At 67.8% G+C, this 25696-nt stretch carries 17 protein-coding genes and 2 rRNA genes; 15 read left to right on the plus strand and 4 right to left on the minus strand.

Features of this window, described 5'->3' with window-relative positions; translation table 11 throughout:
- Positions 1-92: 92 nt before the first annotated feature.
- The 4 genes from eccB to DEJ43_RS27000 all read left to right on the plus strand — a co-directional run bounded on the left by eccB (position 93) and on the right by DEJ43_RS27000 (position 3812).
- Positions 93-1640 (plus strand): type VII secretion protein EccB, encoded by a 1548-nt coding sequence (gene eccB, locus DEJ43_RS26985; protein ID WP_015036559.1) that lies wholly within the window; start codon positions 93-95, stop codon positions 1638-1640.
- Positions 1641-1652: 12 nt separating this feature from the next.
- Positions 1653-2936: a type VII secretion-associated serine protease mycosin gene (gene mycP / locus DEJ43_RS26990; RefSeq protein ID WP_041662931.1), complete on the plus strand. Its 1284-nt coding sequence runs from the start codon at positions 1653-1655 to the stop codon at positions 2934-2936.
- Positions 2937-3129: 193 nt separating this feature from the next.
- The gene (locus tag DEJ43_RS26995; RefSeq protein ID WP_015036561.1) at positions 3130-3468 is read left to right on the plus strand and encodes a WXG100 family type VII secretion target; all 339 of its coding nucleotides are present in this window, start codon (positions 3130-3132) and stop codon (positions 3466-3468) included.
- A gap of 53 nt (positions 3469-3521) precedes the next feature.
- Complete coding sequence (locus DEJ43_RS27000) at positions 3522-3812, plus strand: WXG100 family type VII secretion target (protein WP_015036562.1); 291 nt, start codon at positions 3522-3524, stop codon at positions 3810-3812.
- A 78-nt stretch (positions 3813-3890) separates the two neighbouring features.
- Here the strand turns inward: DEJ43_RS27000 and DEJ43_RS27005 are convergent, their stop codons facing one another.
- Positions 3891-4196 carry a DUF397 domain-containing protein gene (locus tag DEJ43_RS27005; RefSeq protein WP_079179234.1) on the minus strand — a complete coding sequence of 102 codons (306 nt, stop codon included), beginning with the start codon at positions 4194-4196 and terminating at the stop codon, positions 3891-3893.
- A 63-nt stretch (positions 4197-4259) separates the two neighbouring features.
- Positions 4260-8228 carry a type VII secretion protein EccC gene (locus tag DEJ43_RS27010; RefSeq protein ID WP_041662932.1) on the minus strand — a complete coding sequence of 1323 codons (3969 nt, stop codon included), beginning with the start codon at positions 8226-8228 and terminating at the stop codon, positions 4260-4262.
- A gap of 226 nt (positions 8229-8454) precedes the next feature.
- Between DEJ43_RS27010 and eccD the strand changes: the two genes are divergently transcribed.
- The 6 genes from eccD to DEJ43_RS27040 all read left to right on the plus strand — a co-directional run bounded on the left by eccD (position 8455) and on the right by DEJ43_RS27040 (position 15568).
- Positions 8455-9942, plus strand: a complete 1488-nt coding sequence (gene eccD / locus DEJ43_RS27015; RefSeq protein ID WP_015036566.1) for a type VII secretion integral membrane protein EccD — start codon at positions 8455-8457, stop codon at positions 9940-9942.
- 202 nt (positions 9943-10144) lie between these two features.
- The gene (gene rpsO / locus DEJ43_RS27020) at positions 10145-10435 is read left to right on the plus strand and encodes a 30S ribosomal protein S15 (protein WP_015036567.1); all 291 of its coding nucleotides are present in this window, start codon (positions 10145-10147) and stop codon (positions 10433-10435) included.
- Between the two features lie 300 nt (positions 10436-10735).
- Positions 10736-12955, plus strand: a complete 2220-nt coding sequence (locus DEJ43_RS27025; RefSeq protein WP_015036568.1) for a polyribonucleotide nucleotidyltransferase — start codon at positions 10736-10738, stop codon at positions 12953-12955.
- A complete protein-coding gene (locus tag DEJ43_RS27030) occupies positions 12952-14331 on the plus strand; it encodes a M16 family metallopeptidase (RefSeq protein WP_015036569.1) in 1380 nt (459 codons plus the stop codon). The genes DEJ43_RS27025 and DEJ43_RS27030 overlap by 4 nt, the downstream gene beginning before the upstream one ends.
- A 26-nt stretch (positions 14332-14357) precedes the next feature.
- Positions 14358-15110 (plus strand): 4-hydroxy-tetrahydrodipicolinate reductase, encoded by a 753-nt coding sequence (dapB, locus tag DEJ43_RS27035; protein ID WP_015036570.1) that lies wholly within the window; start codon positions 14358-14360, stop codon positions 15108-15110.
- Between the two features lie 5 nt (positions 15111-15115).
- Positions 15116-15568, plus strand: coding sequence for a hypothetical protein (locus tag DEJ43_RS27040; protein WP_015036571.1), 453 nt, complete (start codon positions 15116-15118; stop codon positions 15566-15568).
- Between the two features lie 9 nt (positions 15569-15577).
- On the opposite strand, the gene DEJ43_RS27045 is transcribed toward DEJ43_RS27040, so the two are convergent.
- A complete protein-coding gene (locus DEJ43_RS27045; RefSeq protein WP_015036572.1) occupies positions 15578-16138 on the minus strand; it encodes a hypothetical protein in 561 nt (186 codons plus the stop codon).
- A 54-nt stretch (positions 16139-16192) separates the two neighbouring features.
- Positions 16193-16432, minus strand: coding sequence for a hypothetical protein (locus DEJ43_RS27050; protein ID WP_015036573.1), 240 nt, complete (start codon positions 16430-16432; stop codon positions 16193-16195).
- A gap of 156 nt (positions 16433-16588) precedes the next feature.
- Between DEJ43_RS27050 and thyX the strand changes: the two genes are divergently transcribed.
- The 5 genes from thyX (at position 16589) to DEJ43_RS27075 (ending at position 25663) form a co-directional block, all read left to right on the plus strand.
- Positions 16589-17329, plus strand: coding sequence for an FAD-dependent thymidylate synthase (gene thyX, locus DEJ43_RS27055; RefSeq protein WP_015036574.1), 741 nt, complete (start codon positions 16589-16591; stop codon positions 17327-17329).
- A gap of 178 nt (positions 17330-17507) precedes the next feature.
- Entirely contained in the window at positions 17508-18407 is a 900-nt protein-coding gene (gene dapA / locus DEJ43_RS27060; RefSeq protein ID WP_041662934.1) for a 4-hydroxy-tetrahydrodipicolinate synthase, read from the plus strand.
- Between the two features lie 99 nt (positions 18408-18506).
- Positions 18507-20192, plus strand: a complete 1686-nt coding sequence (locus DEJ43_RS27065; RefSeq protein WP_015036576.1) for a ribonuclease J — start codon at positions 18507-18509, stop codon at positions 20190-20192.
- A 533-nt stretch (positions 20193-20725) separates the two neighbouring features.
- A 16S ribosomal RNA gene (locus DEJ43_RS27070) occupies positions 20726-22251 on the plus strand.
- A gap of 288 nt (positions 22252-22539) precedes the next feature.
- Positions 22540-25663, plus strand: a 23S ribosomal RNA gene (locus DEJ43_RS27075).
- The 16S and 23S rRNA genes sit together here, the layout of an rRNA operon.
- The last annotated feature ends 33 nt before the right edge of the window (positions 25664-25696 follow it).

Here is a 25696-nt window from a genome sequence, read left to right on the forward strand (position 1 = left end):
AGGCATAGTAGGGGGCCGGTCCGACGGCCGGGGCCCGGGTGTCACCTCCCCGGCTCCCGCGCGAAGATCGCGCCTGACGAGAATGGGGACTCATGGCATCGCGGCGGGACGAGCTCAACGCGTACACCTTTGCGAAGAAGCGCACGGTGGCGGCATTCCTCCAACCCTCGCCCTCCGGCACGGAGGAGGGGGCGCCGAGGCCGCTGCGCGCGATCGTCCCGGGACTGATCGTCGCCGCGCTCGTCGTCGCGGGCTTCGGCGCCTGGGGCATGTTCAGCCCCCAGGCCCCCAAGGGCTGGGACACCCCCGGCACCCGCGTCATCGTCGGCAAGCAGTCGACGACCCGGTACGTGGTCCTGGAGACCGGCAAGGGCAAGGACAAGAAGACCCTGCTCCACCCGGTCCTCAACCTCGCGTCCGCGCGGCTCCTGCTCAACCCCGACCAGTTCCAGGTCGTCCAGGTCGCCGACAAGACGCTCGACCTGGGCAAGCCGCCGCGCGGCCCGATCCTCGGCATCCCGTACGCCCCCGACCGGCTGCCCACCGCCGACGACGCCGGCAAGCCCAAGCGCTGGGCGGTCTGCGAGCAGCCCGGCGGCGGCACCGGCGCGAGCGTCCAGAAGGCGACCTTCCTCTTCGCCGAGCGGGACCTCGGCCGCACCGAGGGCGCCGGCAAGCTGAAGGACGGCGAGGTCATGTTCGTCAAGGGCCAGAAGGGCGCCGCCCAGTTTCTCGTCGACCACACCGGCACCAAGTACCCGGTGAAGGCCGAGTCCACCGGTCTGGTCACCACGCTCGTCGGCCTTTCCAAGAAGCCGCAGGCGGTCACCGACGACTGGCTCGCCACCCTGAAGACCGGCGACGAGGTGGACTTCCCGCGGGTCCCCGGCGAGGCCGGCGCCCCGGCGGGCGTCCCCGGCTCCCTCACCGCCACCGAGAACCGCGTCGGCATGGTCCTGGTCGCCGAGACCGGCTCGGGGCCGCAGAACTACGTCGTCCTGCCCGGGAAGGTCCAGCCGGTCACCCCGTTCACCGCCCGGCTGCTCATCAACTCCCCGCAGAACGGCGTCCTCGACATGGACGGCAAGGCCGTCACCGTCGACGCACCGTCCTTCGTCCCCGACCCCACCTTCTTCCACGGCGGCGCCAACTGGCCGAAGAAGAGGGTCGCCCAGGTCAACGCCACCACCGACGCGGGCGCCCGGGACACCGTGTGCAACGTCCTCACCGGCGTCGACGAGAAGGGCGCCACCACCCTCGCCACCTGGGCCGGCGCCGAGTACCCCGCGGACATCACCGCGGGCGGCACCAGCACGTACGTCACCCCGGGCACCGGTCTGCTCTACACCCAGACCCAGGGGCAGCAGAAGGCGGCCACCGGCGGCACGCTGTTCCTCGTCACCGACACCGGCCTGCGGTACGCCGTCCAGTCCAACGGCGACAGCGACTCCGACCGCTCCGAGATCGGCGCCGGGGACAAGGAGAAGTCGAGCGACGGGCGCCCGGAACCGAGCGACGCGCAGAAGCGTCTCGGGTACGAGAAAGTCCAGCCGGCCCTCGTCCCGATCGAGTGGTCCGAGTTCCTGTCGAAGGGTCCGCGCCTCGACACCAACAGCGCGCGTCAGCCGCAGGGTTCCTAGGGGGTGGCACCGGTGACGACGACCTACCGTACGGCCGCCCTGCTCGCCGCGGGCACCCTCACCGCCCTCCTCGCGGCCCCCGGCCAGGCCTCCGCCGCCGGCCCCACGAGCGGCCCGGCCGGCGTGCCCCGCCCCGCGGGACCCGTCCTGGACGGCAGCGGCGAGTGCACCTTCCCGATGAAGAAGCAGATCGAGGGCACCCCCTGGCCGCTCCAGCGGGTCCTCCTCGACGAGCTGTGGCAGGACACCAAGGGCAAGGGCGTCCGGGTCGCGGTCATCGACACGGGCGTCGACGACGTCAACCCGCAGCTGAAGCAGGCCGTCGACGCCAAGGCGGGCAAGGACTACCTCAAGCCCGACAAGAAGAACCCGGGCTTCGGCGACGAGCTGCGCGGCAAGACCGACGGCACCGTCGACGAGGTCGGCCACGGCACCAAGGTCGCCGGGATCATCGCCGCCCGGCCCCGCCCCGGCACCGGCTTCGTCGGCCTCGCGCCCGAGGCGACGATCATCCCGATCCGGCAGAACGACGAGAAGAACAGCGGCAAGTCGGACACGATGGCCGAGGCCATCAAGTGGGCCGTCGCCAAGGGCGCCCACGTCATCAACATCTCGCAGGACACCACCCAGCCGCTGGACGCCGACTCGCCGATGGCCAAGGCGATCGCCCTCGCGCTGTCCAAGCAGATCGTCGTGGTCGCCTCCGCCGGCAACGACGGCATGGACGGCTCCCTGAAGAAGACCTATCCGGCCGCGTTCCCCGGCGTCCTCGCCGTCGCCTCCTCCGACCGGAACAACGAGCGGGCCGCGTTCTCCCAGTCCGGCACCTTCGTGGGCGTCGCCGCCCCCGGCGTCGACGTCGTCTCCACCGTGCCCGGCGGCGGCCAGTGCGTCGACAACGGCACCAGCTTCTCCGCCCCGTACGTCGCCGGCGTCGCGGCCCTGCTGCGCGCCAAGTACCCGGAGTGGACCGCGGCGCAGATCGTCACCCGGATCGAGCAGACCGCCGTCCGCCCCGTCAAGGGGCGGGACAACCACGTGGGCTGGGGCGTGGTCGACCCGGTGCGGGCGCTCGCCGACACCCCCGGCACGCCGCCCTCCTCGCCCACGCCCGACCCGGGCCCGCCCAAGCCGCCGGCTCCCGAGCCGGCCCGACTGGCGCTGTCGGAGACGCCTCAGGAGCGCTCCGAACGGCTCGCCACCTACACGTTGGGGATCGGTGTCGTCCTGGTGGCCGTGGTCGCCGGAACCGCCATCGTGATCCGCGACAGCCGCCGCCGGAGGGAGGCCCGTTGACCGCCGTTTTGGTCAAGTATCCGGACCTTCCTTTGCAGTTGGAACTGCCGCCGTCAATGGATAAAGTGACCGCTGGGCGCACGGCAGTGCGAGCCCAGCACGGGGGCGGCATCAGAAGATTCCCGTCCGCATCACGACCGGATGGCCCGACGGCCCAGCCGCCGTCGACGTCACCGAAGGAAGAAGGGGCAAGATGTCGAAAGACCTGAACGTAACCAGTGCCGAACAAGTCAAGCTCGCCGGCCGGATCCAGGACTTCCACGACGAGCTCCAGTCCCGCATCACCGCCCTCAACGGCGTGGTGGACCGCATCCAGGCGGGCTGGCAGGGCGCTGCGAGCAAGGAGTACGACCGGGTCCAGAACGACCTGAACCAGCGTCTGCGCGGCATGCGCGTCGAGCTCGTGAAGCTCGAGGAGATCATGCGGATGAGCGCCGACGGGTTCACGCAGGAGGAGGACGAGCGCATCCGGACCTTCCGCAAGATGGACGACACGTCCGGTGGCCAGAGCGCCATCCTCGGCATGGCCTGAGCCGTCCGTCCCGACCAGCCCTCCGCGCCACTCTCACTCCAGGAGTCATCACCATGACCACTGCGGTCAATTACGACACCGTGACGCAGGCGGCGGCCGACGTCCGCCTCACCTCCAGCACGCTGACCCAGAAGCTCGAAGACCTCATGACCGAGGTCAACCGTGTCGCCTCCAACTGGGAAGGTGAGGCGAAGATCGCGTACCGCGAGAGCCAGGACCGCCTGACCCGCGACATGTCCGGCATGAACCAGGACCTGGGCCGCATCGCCCAGCTCCTCGACGAGTCGGTCATCGGCTACCAGGACACCGACAAGGGCAACGCCGCCCGGTTCCGCATGATGTGAGCTGCTCCGCCGACCGGCGGAGGCACGCGTGAGGGGGTGGCCCGTACGACGGGCCACCCCCTCACGCGTGTCCGCGGCTCACCGCAGGTCGAACTCGCCGTCCCTGGCGCCCAGGACGAACGCGTCCCACTCGGCCTTCGTGTACCGCAGCACCGTCTCCTTGTCGAGCGAGGAACGCATCGCCACCGCCCCCTCGGGGAGCCGGGCGATCTCCACCCGCTCCTCGTCCGGGCTCGTCCCCGGCGCGCCCTCCCACTCGACGCCCGAGATGTCGAGCGCGTACAGCTCGTCCTTCTGACGCTGCTTCTCGGCGGCCCGCGCGGCCTCGGCGGCGCCGTCGACGGCGCTCTCGGCGCTGGGCGTGCTGGTGTCTGCGTCGGTCATCGGCGCGTTCCCTTCGCGGTGGTACGGCGGTCCCTCCCACAGTAGTGGGACCGCCGCACCCGATCAGTGCTGTTCCGGCAGCCAGCCCAGCTGCACCAGCGGCGTGCCCCGCTTCCGCGACACGAACGTGCCCCGGCCCGGAGGCATCGGCCGCGCCCGGACGTTGCCGAGGATGTCGCCCTCGCCCGGATCGCCGGAGAGCAGCACGCCCTGCGCGCCCAGCTCCCTCATCCGCTGCATGAACGGCTCGTACATCGCCCGGGAGGCGCCCGCGGCGTTGCGCGCCACGATGAAGCGGATGCCGACGTCCCGCGCGAACGGCAGGTTCTCCACCAGCACCGACAGCGGGTTCCCCGAGTTGGTGGCGACCAGCTCGAAGTCGTCGATCAGGACGAACAGTTGCGGACCCGACCACCAGCTGCGGTCGCGCAGCTGCTGCGGTGTGATGTCGGGCTTGGGCGCCCGCTTCGTCATCACCGTGTTGATCGCCTCCATGTGCATCTGCATGGCGGAGGCCATCGGCGCGTACTCCAGGAGGTGCGAGGGCGCGACCGCCTCCAGCATCGTCCGCCGGTAGTCACCCACCACGATCCGCGCCTGGTCCGGCGTGTACCGCTCGCACAGCTGCTTGGCGATGAGCCGCAGCAGCGCCGTCTTGCCGGACTCGCTCTCGCCGAAGACCAGGAAGAACGGGTCCGTCTCGAAGTCGACGAACACCGGCTCCAGGTTGGTCTCGTCGATGCCGATCGCGATGCCGTGCTGCGGGTACTCGAAGCCCTTCGGCAGCCGCTCCGCCGGCAGCTTGCGCGGCAGCAGCCGCACCGCGGGCGCCGGGGCCCCGGTCCAGCTCGCCCGTACCGCCTGGACGAACGCCGAGGTGCCCTCCGACAGGTCGGCGGCCGAGCTCGACCCGTCGATCCGCGGCAGCGCCCCCATGAAGTGCAGCTTCTCCGGCACCTGGCCGCGGCCCGGCACACCGGCCGGCACGTTCGCCGCGACCTTGCGGTCGAACTCGGAGTCCATGACGTCACCGAGCCGCAGTTCGAGCCGGCCCAGCATCTGGTCCTTGAGCGCCGCTCGCACCTCCATGTACCGGGCGGCGGTGATCACCACGTGGATGCCGTAGCCGAGACCGCGCGCCGCGATGTCCGCGACGATCGGCTCCAGCATGTCGTAGTCGTTGCGGAAGCCGCCCCAGCCGTCCACGACCAGGAAGACGTCACCCCAGGCCTCGCCGGGCAGTTCGCCCGCCGCCCGCTTGCGGCGGTACGTCGCGATGGAGTCGATGGAGTGCGAGCGGAAGAACTCCTCGCGCCGGTTCAGTACGCCCATCACCTCGGCGACCGTACGCCGCACCCGCTCCGGGTCGAGCCGCGAGGCGACCCCGCCGACGTGCGGCAGCTCGGCCAGCGAGGCCATGCCGCCACCACCGAAGTCCAGGCAGTAGAACTGCACTTCGGCCGGGGTGTGGGTGAGCGCGAACGACGAGATCAGCGTCCGCATCAGCGTCGACTTGCCGGACTGCGGGCCGCCGACCACCATCATGTGGCCCGCCGCACCGGAGAAGTCCCGGTACAGCACCTCACGCCGCTGCTCGAACGGCTTGTCGATGAGGCCGAGCGGCACCGTGAGCCCGCCCTGACGCGTGTACTCCGCCGCCGTGAGCCCCCGGTCCGCCGTCTGCGCCAGACCCGGAAGCAGCTGGTCGAGCGAGGGTGCCTGGTCGAGCGGCGGCAGCCACACCTGGTGCGCCGGCACCCCCTGACCCTCCAGCCGCCGCACGATCACGTCGAGGACGGTGTCCGCGAGCGCGTCGTCCTCCTCCGCCCGCAGCGACGTCAGATACGCCGGGTCGGGCGCCGCGTACACCACCGGCACCGGCGAGGCCGTGAACAGCGCGGGACGCCGCTCCACCGGCATCTGCCCGATCTCCAGCCGAGGCCCGCCCGTCCGGTACGTCCCCGAGACGTACGCCGCCTTGAAGCGGGTCATCTCCTCCGTACCGAACTTCAGATAGCCCGAACCCGGCACCGACGGCAGGTGGTAGGCGTCCGGCACGCCGATCGCCGTCCGCGACTCCGCCGCCGAGAAGGTCCGCAGACCGATCCGGTACGAGAGGTACGTGTCCAGACCGCGCAGCTTGCCCTCCTCAAGGCGCTGCGAGGCGAGCAGCAGATGCACACCCAGCGAGCGGCCGATCCGGCCGATCTGGATGAACATGTCGATGAAGTCCGGCTTCGCGGTGAGGAGTTCGGAGAACTCGTCGATGACGAGGACCAGCGAGGCGAGCGGTTCCAGCGGGGCGCCCGCCGCACGCGCCTTCTCGTAGTCGTGGATGTTGGCGTAGTTGCCCGCCGACCGCAGCAGCTCCTGACGCCGCTGGAGCTCACCGCGGATCGCGTCTCCCATGCGGTCGACGAGCGTCAGGTCGTCCGCCAGGTTGGTGATGACCGCCGCCACGTGCGGCATCTGCGACATGCCGGCGAAGGTCGCGCCGCCCTTGAAGTCCGCGAGGACGAAGTTCAGCGTCTCCGAGGAGTGCGTCACCGCGAGACCGAGCACCAGCGTCCGCAGCAGCTCCGACTTTCCGGAACCCGTCGCGCCCACGCACAGACCGTGCGGGCCCATGCCCTCCTGCGCGGCCTCCTTCAGGTCCAGCATGACCGGCTGGCCGTCCTCGCCGACACCGATCGGCACCCGGAGCCGCTCGGCCACCGACCGGGGGCGCCAGGTGCGGGCCACGTCCACCGAGGCCGCGTCGCCCAGGTTCAGCAGATCCGTGAAGTCCAGGTTGGCCAGCAGCGGCTCGTCGTCGTCCCCGCCGCCCATCCGCAGCGGCGCCAGCTGCCGGGCGAGCGCCTCCGCAGCCGGCAGCGAGATGCCGTCCGGCACCCCCTCGTACGCGAAGCCGCCGCCGGACTCCAGACGGAGCCGGCCCGGCCGCACCACCACGGAGAGACCGCCGCGCGGCTCGTCGAGGTCGCCGGAGACGACCTCCACGATCGTCACGCCCTGCAGGCCCTCCGCCGCCGCCAGCAGCGAGTCCGGCGGCACCAGACCGCCCCGGGTGGAATCGGCGTCCAGGACCACGACCACGTGCGGCTGGTCGAGCACCGGATGGTTCTCCCGGGAGAACCGCGGCCGGCCGTCCAGCTTCGAGCGGACCAACTGCTCCAGCTCACCGAGGTCGTCACCGAACAGGCGCTTCGTGCCCGCCCCGTCGACCTGCCCCGCCACCTGGGTGTGCGGCAGCCACTTCGTCCAGTCCCAGCGCTCCTGCGCCGACCGGGCCGCGACCACCGCGAGCATCAGGTCCTCGGGGGAGTGCAGGGTCACCAACTGCGCCACCAGGGCACGCGCCACGGCCTGCGCCGACTCCGGCTCGCCCGACACCGTCACGTGGTAGAAGGCGCGCATCGAGACCGCCATCGGCAGCCCGTCCAGCGTGCCGTGCACCGCGAGGAACTGCTGCATGGCGCCCGCGCACAGCGGCTCCAGCTCGTCCACCGGAGCGGTGTCCGGCGCCACCAGCGGCGTCGCCAGCTGCTGCGCGCCGAGCCCTATCCTGGCCTGCCCGAAGTCATGGTCGCCGACCCGGCGTTCCCACACCCGCGAACCCTCGGCCACCACCGACCACAACTGCTCGGGGGACGGGTGCAGATACAGCTGCGCGTCCCGCTGCTTGCGGGCCGTGCGCCGGACCGTACGCCGGGTCTGCGCGAGGTATTTGAGGTAGTCGCGGCGGACATCGGACATTTGCCCCTGCGTACCGCGACGGAATCTGACGAACTGGGCGACGGCCATCGCGACCGTCGACGCCAGCATCAGCGTGCCCATGATCCGCATGATCGGCGAGGGCGTCATGAAGAAGAAGACCACCGAGGAGCCCATGCCCAGCATGGGCAGGAGCTGCATCAACGCCGACTCCTGCTGTCCCCGCGGAAGTTCCGGCGGAGACTCCAGGACCAGTTCCTCACCGGGCACTTCCGGCGGAAGAGACCTCGGCGGGCGTTTGACGACGATCTGGCTCACCGGCGCATCAATCCCTCGTTGGAGGCGGGCTCGTGGCGGGAGCATCCGCTCGGCACCCCTGCCGGCAGCCGGGCGTACGGACTTCCCCCATGGGACGGCGATCCTACTTGCAGCCCCCACCGGCCGTCCCCGGTAGGGTGGCGCGCGCATCGTGCGCAACCGCGAATCAGAACGGGCGCAACCGCGCATCCGACGGGCGCAACCGCGAATCAGGGGGTCCACACACGTGAGTACGACCGCAGCGACCGGTTTCTGCCGCGTCACCGTCGTGGCGCCGGACAGCCGCATCGACGTCGCGCTCCCGGAGGACATCGCCGTCGCCGACGTCTACCCGGAGATTCTGCGGCTCACCGGCCAGACCCAGCCCGCCGGCACCCCCACCGGCTACCACCTGGTCCGCCGCGACGGCTCCGTCCTCGACGGCGCCCGCACCCTCGCGGCCCAGCAGGTCCTCGACGGCGAGGTGCTCTCGCTGCGCCCGTTCGCCCAGTCCCTGCCGCCGGCCGTCTACGACGACGTGTCCGACGCCGTCGCCTCCGCCGTCACCCGCGACCGCCACCTGTGGAGCGACGAGCTGCTCCGCGGCGCCGGACTCGTCGGCGGCGTGCTGCTCCTCGTCCTCATGGGCTTCGTCCTCTGGTTCGCGGACCCGATCCGGCACGACATGCACAGCCTGCCCGGGATCATCGCGGGCGCCGCCGGCCTCCTCCTGACCGCCTTCGCCGGAGTGCGCGCCCGCGTCTACGGCGACCGGGCCACCGCCGTCGCCCTCGGCCTCGGCGCCCTGCCGCTGCTGCTCATCGCCGGCTCCGGCATCATCGGCCCCGACACCGGCCAGGGCCCCGGCCGCCTCCAGTTCCTGCTCGGCTGCGTCACCGTCCTCGTCGCCTCGGTGGCCCTCGTGGCGCTCACCCCCAGCGGCGACGCGCCCTTCGTCGCCGCCACCTTCCTCGCCACCGTCGGCACCCTCGCCACCTTCGTGGCGATCCTCACCGAGAGCACCGCCACCGAGACGGCCGCCGTCTGCGCCCCCGTCGCCATCGGCCTCGTCGCCTTCCTGCCCGGCCTCTCCGCCCGGTTCGCCCGGCTCCCCATCGGCTACGCCGCCCCGCGCAGCGCCGCCGACGACGAGTTCCTCGGCGAAGCGCACCAGCCGGCCGGCGAGGACGGTCACCCCGGCCAGCCCGTCGACGGCGAGCGCATCGCGCTCCAGGCCCGCCGCGGCCACGAGATGCTGCTCGGCCTGGTCGGCGGCTGCGCGGCCGTCGTCGTCGGCTCCGCCGCCGTCCTCGGCTTCGCCGGAAACGTCTGGGGTCAGTTCCTCGCCCTCGCCGCCGGCCTCGCGATGCTGCTGCGCGCCCGCCTCTTCCGCTACACCTCGCAGGTCGCCTGCGTCCTCGTCGCCGGCATCGCCGCCGTCTCTCTGCTCGTCCTCGGCCTCTCCCTGAACCCGCCGGTGGACCTGGTCAAGGAACTCCTCATGTACGGGGACCGCGGCGGCCTGGACATCCGTACGATCTGGCTCACCGCGGCCGTCGCCGCCGGAGCCGCGCTGATCACCGCGATCGGCCTGATCATCCCGAGGAAGGGCCTCTCCCCGTTCTGGGGCCGCCTCCTCGACCTGACCGAGGGCTTCGTCCTGCTCTCCCTCGTCCCGCTCAGCCTCGCCGTCCTCGACGTCTTCACCGCGGTCCGCTCCCTCACCAGCAAGTAAGAGGACGGGCCCGGGGCCGCTCCGGCGAGCTGGTACGCTGTGTGACGGCCGTTTGTGTACGCGCTCCCGGAAAGCCCCGAGATCACTCGGAAGCCTCTGGAAGCTGCGCCCATCGGACCTTCGCCCGTCGAGTCACGGAAGCTTCCCCTGAGACCTAGACCAGGGGCACTCACGGGCGCACGAACACCTAGAGGAGATCCGCGTGGCTCTCGACGCCGCTGTCAAGAAGCAGATCATGGCCGAGTTCGGCACCAAGGAGGGCGACACCGGCTCCCCCGAGGTCCAGGTCGCGATGCTGTCCCGTCGCATCTCGGACCTGACCGAGCACCTCAAGCAGCACAAGCACGACCACCACTCCCGCCGTGGTCTGCTGATCCTGGTCGGCCAGCGCCGCCGCCTGCTGCAGTACCTGGCGAAGAAGGACATCCAGCGCTTCCGTACGCTGGTCGACCGCCTCGGCATCCGTCGCGGTGCGGCCGGCGGCGCCAAGTAATCCGTTCCACGGTGAACGCTGCGGAGGGAGCGGTTCCCACTTTCAGGGGGCCGCTCCCTTTGCTGTACGTGCACAATGTGCGCATCGGCCCGTAGGCTGGTCGCACAACCCCCCATAACGACGAGCGAGGAGCCGCCGGCTCGCCGCCGGTCCTCGGTAGTGGCCCCCGGGAAACGAATCCCCGGGTGCTTCGATCGAAGACCGGCCAGCACCCGAGGCGTGCTTCTCCGCCCCCGTCGCACACCGTCCCCGGCCACACGGGCCCCGGACGCAAAGACGAACACGTAGGAGAAACCGCTAGTGGAGAACGAGACCCACTACGCCGAGGCCGTCATCGACAACGGCACTTTCGGCACCCGCACCATCCGCTTCGAGACCGGCCGTCTGGCCAAGCAGGCCGCCGGCTCCGCCGTCGCCTACCTGGACGACGACACGATGGTCCTCTCGGCGACCACCGCCTCGAAGCGTCCCAAGGACCAGCTCGACTTCTTCCCCCTGACGGTGGACGTCGAGGAGCGGCAGTACGCGGCCGGCAAGATCCCCGGCTCCTTCTTCCGCCGTGAGGGCCGCCCCTCCGAGGACGCCGTCCTCACCTGCCGTCTGATCGACCGGCCGCTGCGCCCCTCCTTCAAGAAGGGCCTGCGCAACGAGATCCAGATCGTCGAGACGATCATGGCGCTCAACCCCGACCACCTGTACGACGTGGTCGCGATCAACGCCGCCTCCGCCTCCACGATCCTGGCGGGCCTGCCCTTCTCCGGCCCCATCGGCGCCACCCGCGTCGCCCTGATCAAGGGCCAGTGGGTCGCGTTCCCGACGCACACCGAGCTCGAGGACGCCGTCTTCGACATGGTCGTCGCCGGTCGTGTCCTGGAGGACGGCGACGTCGCGATCATGATGGTCGAGGCCGAGGCCACCGAGAAGACCATCGCCCTCGTCAAGGGCGGCGCCGAGGCGCCGACCGAGGAGATCGTCGCCGCCGGTCTCGAGGCCGCGAAGCCCTTCATCAAGGTCCTCTGCAAGGCCCAGTCGGACCTCGCCGCCAAGGCCGCCAAGCCCACCGGCGAGTTCCCGGTCTTCCTCGACTACCAGGACGACGTCCTGGAGGCGCTCACCGCCGCCGTCAAGGGCGACCTCGCCAAGGCGCTCACCATCGCCGGCAAGCAGGAGCGCGAGACCGAGCTCGACCGCATCAAGGAGCTCGCCGCCGAGAAGCTCCTCCCGGCCTTCGAAGGCCGCGAGAAGGAGATCTCGGGCGCCTACCGCGCGCTGACCAAGAAGCTGGTCCGCGAGCGGATCATCAAGGACAAGGTCCGCATCGACGGCCGCGGGATCACGGACATCCGTACCCTCGCCGCCGAGGTCGAGGCCATCCCGCGCGTGCACGGCTCGGCGCTGTTCGAGCGTGGCGAGACCCAGATCCTGGGCGTCACCACCCTCAACATGCTCCGCATGGAGCAGCAGCTGGACACCCTCTCCCCGGTGACCCGCAAGCGCTACATGCACAACTACAACTTCCCGCCGTACTCCGTCGGCGAGACCGGCCGCGTGGGCTCGCCCAAGCGCCGCGAGATCGGCCACGGCGCCCTCGCCGAGCGCGCCCTCGTGCCGGTCCTCCCGACCCGCGAGGAGTTCCCCTACGCGATCCGTCAGGTGTCCGAGGCCCTCGGCTCCAACGGCTCGACGTCGATGGGCTCGGTCTGCGCCTCCACCATGTCGCTGCTGAACGCCGGTGTGCCGCTCAAGGCCCCCGTCGCCGGCATCGCCATGGGTCTGATCTCCGAGGAGATCGACGGCCAGACGCACTACGTCGCCCTCACCGACATCCTCGGTGCGGAGGACGCCTTCGGCGACATGGACTTCAAGGTCGCCGGCACCAAGGAGTTCGTCACCGCCCTCCAGCTCGACACCAAGCTGGACGGCATCCCGGCCTCCGTCCTGGCCGCGGCCCTCAAGCAGGCCCGCGACGCCCGCCTCCACATCCTCGACGTGATGATGGAAGCGATCGACACGCCGGACGAGATGTCCCCGAACGCCCCGCGGATCATCACCGTCAAGATCCCGGTGGACAAGATCGGTGAGGTCATCGGCCCCAAGGGCAAGATGATCAACCAGATCCAGGAGGACACCGGCGCCGAGATCACGATCGAGGACGACGGCACCATCTACATCGGTGCCGCCGACGGTCCGGCCGCCGAGGCCGCCCGCGCCACGATCAACGGCATCGCCAACCCGACCATGCCGGAGGTCGGCGAGCGCTACCTGGGTACGGTCGTCAAGACCACCACCTTCGGTGCCTTCGTCTCCCTGCTCCCGGGCAAGGACGGCCTGCTGCACATCTCGCAGATCCGCAAGCTCGCCGGTGGCAAGCGCGTGGAGAACGTCGAGGACGTGCTCGCGATCGGCTCCAAGGTCCAGGTCGAGATCGCCGAGATCGACCAGCGCGGCAAGCTCTCCCTGATCCCCGTGATCGCGGACGACGAGAACGCCGCCGACGACAAGGGCGACACCGACCAGTGACGTCCCGTAGTTCCGTGACGACGGCCCGCCCCTCTTCGGAGGGGCGGGCCGTCGCCCGTACCCAAACGCTTCTCCCGGGCAAGGACGGCATCGGCACGGTCCGCCGCACGACCCTCCCCGGCGGGCTCCGGATCGTCACCGAGACCCTCCCCTCCGTGCGCTCCGCCACCTTCGGCATCTGGGCGCACGTCGGCTCCCGCGACGAGACCCCGACGCTGGGCGGCGCCACCCACTACCTGGAGCACCTCCTCTTCAAGGGCACCCGCAAGCGGTCCGCCCTCGACATCTCCGCCGCGATCGACGCGGTCGGCGGCGAGATGAACGCCTTCACGGCGAAGGAGTACACCTGCTACTACGCCCGGGTCCTCGACACCGACCTGCCGCTGGCGATCGACGTCGTCTGCGACATGCTCACGGACTCGCTCATCCTCGAAGAGGACGTGGACGCCGAGCGCGGCGTCATCCTCGAAGAGATCGCGATGACCGAGGACGACCCCGGTGACGTGGTGCACGAGCTGTTCGCGCGGACCATGTTCGGCGACACCCCGCTGGGCCGCCCGGTCCTCGGCACCGTCGACACGGTCAACGGTCTCACCCGCGGCCAGATCGCCCGCTTCTACCGGAAGCACTACGACCCCACCCACCTGGTCGTCGCCGCCGCGGGCAACGTCGACCACGCCACGGTGGTACGCCAGGTCCGCCGCGCCTTCGAGAAGGCCGGCGCCCTCGGCCGTACCGACGGGGTCCCGGTCGCCCCCCGCACCGGCGTGCGCACCCTGCGCGCGGCGGGCCGCGTCGAGCTCCTGAACCGCAAGACGGAGCAGGCGCACGTCGTCCTCGGCATGCCGGGCCTGGCCCGCAACGACGAGCGCCGCTGGGCCCTCGGCGTACTGAACACCGCCCTCGGCGGCGGCATGTCCTCCCGCCTCTTCCAGGAGGTCCGCGAGAAGCGCGGCCTGGCCTACAGCGTGTACTCGTACACCTCGGGCTTCGCCGACTGCGGCCTCTTCGGGGTGTACGCGGGCTGCCGCCCCGGCCAGGTCCACGACGTCCTGAAGATCTGCCGCGACGAGCTCCACAAGGTCGCGTCGGACGGCCTCACGGACGACGAGATCGCCCGCGCCGTCGGCCAGCTCTCCGGTTCGACCGTGCTCGGCCTGGAGGACACCGGCGCGCTGATGAACCGCATCGGCAAGAGCGAGCTGTGCTGGGGCACCCAGATGTCCGTCGACGACATGCTGGACCGGATCGCCGCGGTCACCCCGGACGAGGTCCGCGAGGTCGCCCGCGATGTACTGGAGCAGCGGCCCTCGCTCTCGGTGATCGGCCCGCTGAAGGACAAGCAGGCGGACCGCCTCCACCAAGCGGTCTCCTGACCCCGATCCGTAAGGAAGACGAAGCAATGAGCAAGCTGCGCGTGGCGGTCCTCGGTGCCCAGGGCCGGATCGGCTCCGAAGCCGTCAAGGCCGTCGAGGCCGCCGAGGACATGGAACTGGTCGCGGCCCTCGGCCGGGGCGACAAGCTGGAGCGCCTCGTCGAGGCGGACGCCCAGGTCGTCGTCGAACTGACCACCCCCGCCTCGGTCATGGAGAACCTCGAGTTCTGCGTGCGCCACGGCATGCACGCGGTCGTCGGCACCACCGGCTGGACCGAGGAGCGCCTCGCGCAGCTGCGGACCTGGCTCGCCGCCTCCCCGGAGACCGGTGTGCTCATCGCCCCGAACTTCTCCATCGGCGCGGTCCTCACCATGAAGTTCGCCCAGATCGCGGCCCCGTACTTCGAGTCGGTCGAGGTCGTCGAGCTGCACCACCCGCACAAGGTGGACGCCCCCTCCGGCACCGCGACCCGGACGGCCCAGCTGATCGCCGCCGCCCGCGCCGAGGCCGGTCTGGGCGCCCAGCCGGACGCGACCGCGACCGCCCTGGACGGGGCCCGCGGCGCCGACGTCGACGGCGTCCGCGTGCACGCCGTGCGCCTCGCGGGCCTGCTGGCCCACCAGGAGGTGCTGCTCGGCGGCGAGGGGGAGACCCTCACCGTCCGGCACGACTCACTGCACCACTCCAGCTTCATGCCGGGCATCCTGCTGGGTGCCCGCCGCGTGACCACCGCTCCGGGCCTCACCTTCGGCCTGGAGAACTTCATGGACCTGGGCTGACGGCGATGGGCGGAAAGATCACGTACGTCTTCCTGGCCACCGTCCTCGTCCTCGTCTTCGGTGTGGTGGCGATGGAGGGCGTCCTGCTCCTCCTGACGGGCGAGCCGGCCGCCATGGGCATGGGCGCGGTGGCGTTCCTGCTGCCCGCCGTCGGCGGCTGGTTCCTCTGGCAGAACACCAGCTTCGCGCGCCGGGCCAACCGCCTGGCGGCGGAGCTGGAGGCCGAGGGCGGCCTGCCTGTCGACGAGCTGAAGCGCACGGAGGGCGGCCGGATCGACCGCGACTCCGCCGACGAGGTCTTCGCCCGGCGCAAGGCCGAGACGGAGGACTCGCCGGACGACTGGCGCTGCTGGTTCCGGCTCGCGGTGGCGTATCACGACGCCCGCGACACCCCTCGGGCCCGCAAGGCGATGCAGAAGGCCATCGCCCTCCACGAGGGGCGTCCGGTCAGCGCCTGACCCGCTCGGTCAGCGGGTGGCGGCCGGGGCCGCGCCGTACTCGGCGTGCCAGGCCTCGACCGTGTCGGCCGCCCGGTCGAAGGCCTCGACCCGGGACAGGAAGTCGGCGTTGTGGTCGGTGAGCAGCAGAAGCTGCTCACCACCCTGCCGGTCGAGCACCAGGGCCTGGCCCTGCACCGTCCGGGGGAGACCCAGCCAGCGCACCGGCTGCTGCGCGGTGCGCACGGACGTCACCTTGGCCCACGGCACGGTGACGGTGGAGAAGAAGGCCACGCGGCGCACTCCGGCGCGGCTCACCCAGGTGCCCACGCGCAGCATGCGCAGGGCGGCCAGGATCACGGCCACCGCGAGGCCCAGGGTGATGCCCGCGCCGTCGAAGGCCCCCGCGGCGGCGATGATCACCGCGGCGAGGAGGACGAACGAGGCGAGCAGCAGCGCGAGCGCCGCCGATCCGACGCGCCACGAGCCCGGCCGGTACGGACGGCGCCACTGGTCGTGGTCGTCGAACGGCAGGGCGACGTGGTCGGTCGTGTCAAAAGCACGGTCGGCCGTCAGAAAGGGCAGGGGCACGACAGGTCCTCACTCACAAGCACGCTCGAAGGGGCGATGCCCGGTGAGGCTACCTCAGCGGTTGTCGGAGGCCTCGGACTGCTGCTGACGAGTGGCGGAGTCACCCGACTGCAGGGACGGCATCCCGAAGATCAGCGACCCGACGAGACCGGCGACGACGGTCAGTCCGAGCAGGGTACGGCCCACGATCTGCGAGGCGCCCAGGCGCTCCCGGGGTGGTGGCGTGACGTTACTGCGGAAATGGTCGGCCTCCGCGACGAACGCGAACGGTACGGCCTCTTTCCGGCTGAACATCAGGGCCACTCTCCTCCGGTCGTTGTGATGCGTCACAAGGAGAGACGACGGAACCGGGGTTTTGGTGCCCTATTTCACCAAAGCGGCCGAATCTCATCCTCCAGTAGGACCCGGCTAACCTGTTCCCTGCGTAACCGCCGACTGGAAGGACCGCTGGTGACCGACACCCCCACCGACCCCGAGAAGATCGACTTCCGGAGCGACGTCACCGTCGAGCTGGTCAAGAGCGCGGCGGCCGACTCCGACGTCCTCTGGGCGGCCCGGGTCTCCACGGCGGGCGAGCAGTCCCTCGAAGAGCTCCAGAAGGACCCGGAGCGCTCGAAGGGCCTCATCAACTACCTGATGCGGGACCGCCACGGCAGCCCGTTCGAGCACAACTCGATGACGTTCTTCATCAGCGCCCCGATCTTCGTGTTCCGGGAGTTCATGCGGCACCGCGTCGGCTGGTCGTACAACGAGGAATCGGGCCGCTACCGGCAGCTCGAGCCGGTCTTCTACGTCCCCGACACCTCGCGCAAGCTCGTCCAGGAGGGGCGCCCCGGCAAGTACGTCTTCGTCGACGGCACCCCGGAGCAGCACGAGCTCGTCAGTCGCACGATGGAGGAGTCGTACCGTCAGGCGTACGCCACCTACCAGGAGATGCTGGCCGCCGGCGTCGCCCGCGAGGTCGCCCGCTCGGTCCTCCCCGTCGGCCTCTTCTCCTCCATGTACGCCACGTGCAACGCGCGCTCGCTGATGCACTTCCTCGGTCTGCGCACCCAGCACGAGCTGGCCGCGGTCCCGTCCTTCCCGCAGCGGGAGATCGAGATGGTCGGCGAGAAGATGGAAGAGCACTGGGCCCGGCTGATGCCGCTGACCCACGCCGCCTTCAACAAGAACGGTCGTGTGGCCCCGTAGGGCACAGATGTCCGAACGCCTCGCGCGAAGTGTCCGTATTGCGGCGTTTCACGAAGTTCATCTAGGCTGATCAAACGGACCCGGCGCTGCCTGAACCCCCGAGCAGGCAGCGCCGGGCTCCCTTTCTCCTGTCCCCCTAAGGGGCACCCGGCGCTGAGCAGCGAGTAGCGTGTTACCCATGGCTCCGATCTCCACTCCGCAGACCCCCTTCGGGCGGGTCCTCACCGCCATGGTCACGCCCTTCACGGCGGACGGCGCACTCGACCTCGACGGTGCCCAGCGACTGGCCACCCACCTGGTGGACGCAGGCAACGACGGCCTCGTCGTCAACGGCACCACCGGCGAGTCCCCCACCACCAGCGACGCGGAGAAATCGGAGCTGGTACGAGCGGTACTGGAGGCGGTCGGAGACCGCGCCCACGTCGTGGCCGGCATCGGCACCAACGACACCCACCACTCCATCGAGCTCGCCCGCACCGCCGAGCGCGACGGCGCACACGGCCTGCTCGCCGTCACCCCGTACTACAACAAGCCCCCGCAGGAGGGCCTGTACCGGCACTTCTCGGCCATCGCCGACGCCACCGAGCTCCCGGTGATGCTCTACGACATCCCCGGCCGCAGCGGCGTCCCCATCGACACCGAGACGATCGTCCGGCTCGCCGAGCACCCGCGCATCGTCGCCAACAAGGACGCCAAGGGCGACCTCGGCCGCGCCAGCTGGGCCATCGCCCGCTCCGGCCTCGCCTGGTACTCCGGCGACGACATGCTCAACCTCCCGCTGCTCTCGGTCGGCGCCTGCGGCTTCGTCTCCGTCGTGGGCCACGTCGTCACCCCGGAGCTCCGCGCCCTCCTCGAAGCCCACCTGGGCGGCGAGGTCCAGAAGGCCACCGAGATCCACCAGAAGCTGCTCCCGGTCTACACCGGAATGTTCCGCACCCAGGGCGTCATGACCACCAAGGCCGCCCTGGCCCTCCAGGGCCTCCCGGCCGGCCCCCTGCGACCCCCGCTGGTCGAGCTCTCCGCCCAGGAGACCGAGCAGCTCAAGGTCGACCTGGCCGCCGGTGGGGTAGAGCTCTGACACCAGACTTCACAACTGAACACTGACAACAGCAAGTGCACGAATGTCATGCGCGCCACGTGCCAAGGGGTACGTGGCGTGCGTGGTGAGGAGAGTCTTTTGAGTCATCCGCATCCTGAACTCGGCGCCCCGCCGAAGCTGCCGAAGGGCGCCCTGCGCGTCATCCCGCTCGGCGGGCTCGGTGAGATCGGCCGGAACATGACGGTCTTCGAGTTCGACGGCCGCCTGCTGATCGTCGACTGCGGCGTCCTCTTCCCCGAAGAGGAGCAGCCCGGCGTCGACCTGATCCTGCCGGACTTCACCATCATCCGGGACCGCCTCGACGACATCGAGGGCATCGTGCTCACGCACGGCCATGAGGACCACATCGGTGCCGTCCCCTACCTGCTCCGGCTCAAGCCGGACATCCCGCTCATCGGCTCCAAGCTGACCCTCGCCCTGATCGAGGCCAAGCTCCAGGAGCACCGCATCCGCCCCTACACCCTCGAGGTGAAGGAAGGCGACCGGGAGACCCTGGGCGCGTTCGACTGCGAGTTCATCGCGGTCAACCACTCCATCCCGGACGCTCTCGCGGTCGCGATCCGCACCCCCGCGGGCATGGCCGTCGCCACCGGCGACTTCAAGATGGACCAGCTCCCGCTGGACGGCCGCCTCACCGACCTCCACGCGTTCGCGCGGCTGAGCGAGGAGGGCATCGACCTCCTTCTCTCGGACTCCACGAACGCCGAGGTCCCGGGCTTCGTCCCGCCGGAGAAGGACATCTCCAACGTCCTGCGCACGGTCTTCGCGAACGCCCAGAAGCGCATCATCGTGGCCAGCTTCGCCAGCCACGTGCACCGCATCCAGCAGATCCTCGACGCCGCCCACGAGTACGGCCGCCGGGTCGCCTTCGTCGGCCGCTCGATGGTCCGCAACATGGGCATCGCCCGCGACCTGGGCTACCTCCGGGTCCCGGCCGGCCTCGTCGTGGACGTGAAGACCCTCGACGACCTGCCGGACGACGAGGTCGTGCTCGTCTGCACCGGCTCCCAGGGCGAGCCGATGGCCGCCCTGTCCCGCATGGCCAACCGCGACCACCAGATCCGGATCGTCCCCGGTGACACGGTCATCCTGGCCTCGTCCCTCATCCCGGGCAACGAGAACGCGGTCTACCGCGTGATCAACGGCCTGACCCGCTGGGGCGCGAACGTCGTCCACAAGGGCAACGCCAAGGTCCACGTCTCGGGTCACGCCTCGGCCGGCGAGCTGCTGTACTTCTACAACATCTGCCGCCCGAAGAACCTCATGCCGGTCCACGGCGAATGGCGCCACCTGCGCGCCAACGCCGAGCTCGGCGCGCTGACGGGTATCCCCAAGGACCACATCGTGATCGCCGAGGACGGCGTCGTCGTCGACCTCGTCGACGGCCGCGCCCGGATCACCGGCAAGGTCCAGGCGGGTTACGTGTACGTCGACGGCCTCTCGGTCGGCGACGTCACCGAGACCTCGCTCAAGGACCGCCGCATCCTGGGCGAGGAGGGCATCATCTCGGTCTTCGTCGTGGTCGACTCCTCGACCGGCAAGATCGTGGGTGGCCCGCACGTCCACGCCCGGGGCTCCGGCATCGACGACGCCGCGTTCGACGCGGTGCTCCCGAAGATCGACCAGGCGCTCAACAAGTCGTTCCAGGACGGCGTCGTCGAACCCCACCAGCTCCAGCAGCTGATCCGCCGCAGCGTCGGTAAGTGGGTCTCCGACACCTACCGCCGGCGTCCGATGATCCTCCCGGTCGTCGTCGAGGTCTGACGGGCCTGACGGTCTGACCAGCGCAGCACCGGAGCGGGGCCCCTCGATTTGCATCGGGGCGCCCCGCTCCAGTACGTTTACGGCTCCGCCAGAACGGGAAGCCCCGGCGCCGACGTGCGCCTGAACACTTCACCGGGAGGCGGGAAATCCGACTCAGATCATCTGATAAAGTCGGAACCGCCGAAAGGCCCCCGGAGTGAAAACAAAAGGGACCGGAAAGCACCGAGGAAATCGGATCGGAAAGATCTGATAGAGTCGGAAACGCAAGAACGAAGGGAAAAGCCCGGAGGAAAGCCCGAGAGGGTGAGTACAAAGGAAGCCTCCGTTCCTTGAGAACTCAACAGCGTGCCAAAAATCAACGCCAGATTAGTTGATACCCCGTCCATCTTCGGATGGCGAGGTTCCTTTGAAAGTCCTGCCGGCCCTTGTGGCGGGTAGGCAACATACACAGCGAGGACGCTGTGGACAGTCGGCCATATTCCGGCCTGACTGTCCCGCTCAACGCGAGTGTGCAACCGGATATCCGGTAAACATTCACGGAGAGTTTGATCCTGGCTCAGGACGAACGCTGGCGGCGTGCTTAACACATGCAAGTCGAACGATGAAGCCCTTCGGGGTGGATTAGTGGCGAACGGGTGAGTAACACGTGGGCAATCTGCCCTTCACTCTGGGACAAGCCCTGGAAACGGGGTCTAATACCGGATAACACCGGCTTCCGCATGGGAGCTGGTTGAAAGCTCCGGCGGTGAAGGATGAGCCCGCGGCCTATCAGCTTGTTGGTGGGGTAATGGCCTACCAAGGCGACGACGGGTAGCCGGCCTGAGAGGGCGACCGGCCACACTGGGACTGAGACACGGCCCAGACTCCTACGGGAGGCAGCAGTGGGGAATATTGCACAATGGGCGAAAGCCTGATGCAGCGACGCCGCGTGAGGGATGACGGCCTTCGGGTTGTAAACCTCTTTCAGCAGGGAAGAAGCGAAAGTGACGGTACCTGCAGAAGAAGCGCCGGCTAACTACGTGCCAGCAGCCGCGGTAATACGTAGGGCGCAAGCGTTGTCCGGAATTATTGGGCGTAAAGAGCTCGTAGGCGGCTTGTCACGTCGGGTGTGAAAGCCCGGGGCTTAACCCCGGGTCTGCATCCGATACGGGCAGGCTAGAGTGTGGTAGGGGAGATCGGAATTCCTGGTGTAGCGGTGAAATGCGCAGATATCAGGAGGAACACCGGTGGCGAAGGCGGATCTCTGGGCCATTACTGACGCTGAGGAGCGAAAGCGTGGGGAGCGAACAGGATTAGATACCCTGGTAGTCCACGCCGTAAACGTTGGGAACTAGGTGTTGGCGACATTCCACGTCGTCGGTGCCGCAGCTAACGCATTAAGTTCCCCGCCTGGGGAGTACGGCCGCAAGGCTAAAACTCAAAGGAATTGACGGGGGCCCGCACAAGCAGCGGAGCATGTGGCTTAATTCGACGCAACGCGAAGAACCTTACCAAGGCTTGACATATACCGGAAAGCATTAGAGATAGTGCCCCCCTTGTGGTCGGTATACAGGTGGTGCATGGCTGTCGTCAGCTCGTGTCGTGAGATGTTGGGTTAAGTCCCGCAACGAGCGCAACCCTTGTCCTGTGTTGCCAGCATGCCCTTCGGGGTGATGGGGACTCACAGGAGACCGCCGGGGTCAACTCGGAGGAAGGTGGGGACGACGTCAAGTCATCATGCCCCTTATGTCTTGGGCTGCACACGTGCTACAATGGCCGGTACAAAGAGCTGCGATGCCGTGAGGCGGAGCGAATCTCAAAAAGCCGGTCTCAGTTCGGATTGGGGTCTGCAACTCGACCCCATGAAGTCGGAGTTGCTAGTAATCGCAGATCAGCATTGCTGCGGTGAATACGTTCCCGGGCCTTGTACACACCGCCCGTCACGTCACGAAAGTCGGTAACACCCGAAGCCGGTGGCCCAACCCCTTGTGGGAGGGAGCTGTCGAAGGTGGGACTGGCGATTGGGACGAAGTCGTAACAAGGTAGCCGTACCGGAAGGTGCGGCTGGATCACCTCCTTTCTAAGGAGCACAGTACCGATTGCAGGCAAACGTTCTGCACGGTCAGCTCATGGGTGGAACGTTGATTAGTTGGCACGATCTTGAGGATCACTTCACCAGTACTGCTTCGGCGTGGAACGTGATGATGAACCAAAAGATCGTGCTTGGCACGTTGTTGGGTGTCTGAGGGTACGGCCGTAAGGTTTGTATCTTCGCGATGCCGGCCCCAGTGCACTCATCTGCTTGTCGGATGGGGTGATGGGTGGCTGGTCGTTGCTTGAGAACTACACAGTGGACGCGAGCATCTGTGGCCAAGTTTTTAAGGGCGCACGGTGGATGCCTTGGCACCAGGAACCGATGAAGGACGTGGGAGGCCACGATAGTCCCCGGGGAGCCGTCAACCAGGCTTTGATCCGGGGGTTTCCGAATGGGGAAACCCGGCAGTCGTCATGGGCTGTCACCCATGCCTGAACACATAGGGCATGTGGAGGGAACGAGGGGAAGTGAAACATCTCAGTACCCTCAGGAAGAGAAAACAACCGTGATTCCGGGAGTAGTGGCGAGCGAAACCGGATGAGGCCAAACCGTATGCGTGTGATACCCGGCAGGGGTTGCGCATGCGGGGTTGTGGGATCTCTCTTTCACAGTCTGCCGGCTGTGAGACGAGTCAGAAACCGTTGATGTAGGCGAAGGACATGCGAAAGGTCCGGCGTAGAGGGTAAGACCCCCGTAGCTGAAACATTGACGGCTCGTTTGAGAGACACCCAAGTAGCACGGGGCCCGAGAAATCCCGTGTGAATCTGGCGGGACCACCCGCTAAGCCTAAATATTCCCTGGTGACCGATAGCGGATAGTACCGTGAGGGAATGGTGAAAAGTACCGCGGGAGCGGAGTGAAATAGTACCTGAAACCGTGTGCCTACAAGCCGTGGGAGCGTCGCTCATTGGGTTTACCCAATGGGTCGTGACTGCGTGCCTTTTGAAGAATGAGCCTGCGAGTTTGCGGTGCGTTGCGAGGTTAACCCGTGTGGGGAAGCCGTAGCGAAAGCGAGTCCGAATAGGGCGATTCAGTAGCGCGCTCAAGACCCGAAGCGGAGTGATCTAGCCATGGGCAGGTTGAAGCGGAGGTAAGACTTCGTGGAGGACCGAACCCACCAGGGTTGAAAACCTGGGGGATGACCTGTGGTTAGGGGTGAAAGGCCAATCAAACTCCGTGATAGCTGGTTCTCCCCGAAATGCATTTAGGTGCAGCGTCGTGTGTTTCTTGCCGGAGGTAGAGCACTGGATAGGCGATGGGCCCTACCGGGTTACTGACCTTAGCCAAACTCCGAATGCCGGTAAGTGAGAGCACGGCAGTGAGACTGTGGGGGATAAGCTCCATGGTCGAGAGGGAAACAGCCCAGAGCATCGACTAAGGCCCCTAAGCGTACGCTAAGTGGGAAAGGATGTGGAGTCGCAGAGACAACCAGGAGGTTGGCTTAGAAGCAGCCACCCTTGAAAGAGTGCGTAATAGCTCACTGGTCAAGTGATTCCGCGCCGACAATGTAGCGGGGCTCAAGCGTACCGCCGAAGTCGTGTCATTGCAGCAATAAGCCCCAACGGGTGCTGTGATGGGTAGGGGAGCGTCGTGTGCCGGGTGAAGCAGCCGCGGAAGCGAGTTGTGGACGGTTCACGAGTGAGAATGCAGGCATGAGTAGCGATACACACGTGAGAAACGTGTGCGCCGATTGACTAAGGGTTCCTGGGTCAAGCTGATCTGCCCAGGGTAAGTCGGGACCTAAGGCGAGGCCGACAGGCGTAGTCGATGGACAACCGGTTGATATTCCGGTACCCGCTTTGAAACGCCCAATATCGAGCCCATTAATGCTAAGGCCGTGAAGCCGTTCCGGACCCTTCGGGGAATGGAAAGTGGTGGAGCCGCTGACCCAAGGTGGTAGTAGGTAAGCGATGGGGTGACGCAGGAAGGTAGTCCAGCCCGGGCGGTGGTTGTCCCGGGGTAAGGGTGTAGGGCGTTGTCCAGGTAAATCCGGACAGCACATAGCCTGAGACCTGATGCCGAGCCGATTGTGGTGAAGTGGATGATCCTATGCTGTCGAGAAAAGCCTCTAGCGAGTTTCATGGCGGCCCGTACCCTAAACCGACTCAGGTGGTCAGGTAGAGAATACCGAGGCGTTCGGGTGAACTATGGTTAAGGAACTCGGCAAAATGCCCCCGTAACTTCGGGAGAAGGGGGGCCACGCCTGGTGATGGAGTTTTCCTCCTGAGCTGGGGGTGGCCGCAGAGACCAGCGAGAAGCGACTGTTTACTAAAAACACAGGTCCGTGCGAAGCCGTAAGGCGATGTATACGGACTGACGCCTGCCCGGTGCTGGAACGTTAAGGGGACCGGTTAGCTCTGTTTCGACAGGGCGAAGCTGAGAACTTAAGCGCCAGTAAACGGCGGTGGTAACTATAACCATCCTAAGGTAGCGAAATTCCTTGTCGGGTAAGTTCCGACCTGCACGAATGGCGTAACGACTTCTCGACTGTCTCAACCATAGGCCCGGTGAAATTGCACTACGAGTAAAGATGCTCGTTTCGCGCAGCAGGACGGAAAGACCCCGGGACCTTTACTACAGTTTGATATTGGTGTTCGGTTCGGCTTGTGTAGGATAGGTGGGAGACTTTGAAGCCGTGACGCCAGTCATGGTGGAGTCGCCGTTGAAATACCACTCTGGTCGTGCTGGATGTCTAACCTCGGTCCGTGATCCGGATCAGGGACAGTGTCTGATGGGTAGTTTAACTGGGGCGGTTGCCTCCCAAAGGGTAACGGAGGCGCCCAAAGGTTCCCTCAGCCTGGTTGGCAATCAGGTGTTGAGTGTAAGTGCACAAGGGAGCTTGACTGTGAGACCGACGGGTCGAGCAGGGACGAAAGTCGGGACTAGTGATCCGGCGGTGGCTTGTGGAAGCGCCGTCGCTCAACGGATAAAAGGTACCCCGGGGATAACAGGCTGATCTTCCCCAAGAGTCCATATCGACGGGATGGTTTGGCACCTCGATGTCGGCTCGTCGCATCCTGGGGCTGGAGTCGGTCCCAAGGGTTGGGCTGTTCGCCCATTAAAGCGGTACGCGAGCTGGGTTTAGAACGTCGTGAGACAGTTCGGTCCCTATCCGCTGTGCGCGTAGGAATATTGAGAAGGGCTGTCCCTAGTACGAGAGGACCGGGACGGACGAACCTCTGGTGTGCCAGTTGTCCTGCCAAGGGCATGGCTGGTTGGCTACGTTCGGGAGGGATAACCGCTGAAAGCATCTAAGCGGGAAGCCTGCTTCGAGATGAGTATTCCCACCTCCTTGAGAGGGTAAGGCTCCCAGTAGACGACTGGGTTGATAGGCCGGATGTGGAAGCCCAGTAATGGGTGGAGCTGACCGGTACTAATAGGCCGAGGGCTTGTCCTCAGTTGCTCGCGTCCACTGTGTTAGTTCTGAAGT

The sequence above is a fragment of the Streptomyces venezuelae ATCC 10712 genome, assembly GCF_008639165.1.
In the GTDB taxonomy this organism is placed as follows: domain Bacteria; phylum Actinomycetota; class Actinomycetes; order Streptomycetales; family Streptomycetaceae; genus Streptomyces; species Streptomyces venezuelae.

What these genes read in the sequence shown, in the direction of transcription:
- DEJ43_RS27005 (WP_079179234.1), bottom strand. Translation starts at nt 4,196, where the DNA reads ATGACCGACGCAGACACCAGCACGCCCAGCGCCGAGAGCGCCGTCGAC.
- DEJ43_RS27000 (WP_015036562.1), top strand. Translation starts at nt 3,522, where the DNA reads ATGACCACTGCGGTCAATTACGACACCGTGACGCAGGCGGCGGCCGAC.
- dapB (WP_015036570.1), top strand. Translation starts at nt 14,358, where the DNA reads ATGAGCAAGCTGCGCGTGGCGGTCCTCGGTGCCCAGGGCCGGATCGGC.
- DEJ43_RS27050 (WP_015036573.1), bottom strand. Translation starts at nt 16,432, where the DNA reads ATGTTCAGCCGGAAAGAGGCCGTACCGTTCGCGTTCGTCGCGGAGGCC.
- dapA (WP_041662934.1), top strand. Translation starts at nt 17,508, where the DNA reads ATGGCTCCGATCTCCACTCCGCAGACCCCCTTCGGGCGGGTCCTCACC.
- DEJ43_RS26995 (WP_015036561.1), top strand. Translation starts at nt 3,130, where the DNA reads ATGTCGAAAGACCTGAACGTAACCAGTGCCGAACAAGTCAAGCTCGCC.
- DEJ43_RS27040 (WP_015036571.1), top strand. Translation starts at nt 15,116, where the DNA reads ATGGGCGGAAAGATCACGTACGTCTTCCTGGCCACCGTCCTCGTCCTC.
- eccB (WP_015036559.1), top strand. Translation starts at nt 93, where the DNA reads ATGGCATCGCGGCGGGACGAGCTCAACGCGTACACCTTTGCGAAGAAG.